Source organism: Bartonella sp. CL71SXKL (genome assembly GCF_042194935.1).
GTDB lineage: Bacteria > Pseudomonadota > Alphaproteobacteria > Rhizobiales > Rhizobiaceae > Bartonella.
Window position 1 is genome coordinate 1 of sequence record NZ_JBHINI010000093.1, and the last position, 858, is coordinate 858.

The 858-nt window shown below is 40.8% G+C and carries 1 protein-coding gene; it reads left to right on the top strand.

Features of this window, described 5'->3' with window-relative positions; genetic code table 11:
• The first annotated feature begins 125 nt into the window (after nucleotides 1-125).
• The gene (locus ACFILA_RS09645; RefSeq protein ID WP_375657659.1) at nucleotides 126-602 is read left to right on the top strand and encodes a hypothetical protein; all 477 of its coding nucleotides are present in this window, start codon (nucleotides 126-128) and stop codon (nucleotides 600-602) included.
• The last annotated feature ends 256 nt before the right edge of the window (nucleotides 603-858 follow it).

The window sequence follows — 858 nt, forward strand, 5'->3', positions numbered from 1 at the left end:
GTGGGATTGTTTTCTCAACCAATCATCTCAATATTGTTCACCGTTGTTTTAAGCAGCGGTGACAGGAAATATCAACAAGCTTCCGAGCTGTTTATTGTAAATAAATCCATTGAAAGAGGGGAATAATGAAGAAAATCTTAAAACTATTGAGTTGCATAGCTCTCTTAAATACAGCTGGATGTGTTAACCAACCTCCTCCATCAACTTTAGCATTATGGGAAAAACCAGGTGTCGATAAAGCGATGATCCAACAATCCTTATCAAAATGTGGCTGGAAACCGGTTTATGCTTCTTCTAGTGATATGAATTCGTATGCGAGTGAATTTGCCTCAGTTTATGAGTGCATGAAAAAAGCAGGTTTCCGGTATAAATTGCAAGATTCAAAAGGGCTCTATTTTGTACAACCTCTGAAAAGTGACTCGTTTTTAGCTAATTTGATGCTAGCTGGATATCAGCAATTGATGGACAATGACACCTTTGGTGTGACCAACAAAACGAAACAGGAACGCGCTTTACTAACGCATTTTGAGGATGAAAGAAAACGTCAGCAAAAGCAAAAAGCTTTACAAAAGCGATCACCAAAGCGTCCTCCCCATCGTTAAAAAGGTCGTTAGATAAAATCACGAATGAAGTAGAGGATCAAAGCTGTCTCCTTCTTTATCCACGCAACGGGCACTTTTAATTTGGTGGTTAAGATAGTCGACAATAGAGCAGGTGAGGTTTCATTACGGGGGATGCGTATTTTGAAGCCAAAGTCGTGGGGCAATCCACAGGATACGTTAAGCGGTTTGACCGAGGCTGGCGCATCTGGCAGTATGACAGTGGGCTTTAAGAAAGCAGAAGCTTCTTCTCAAGCTT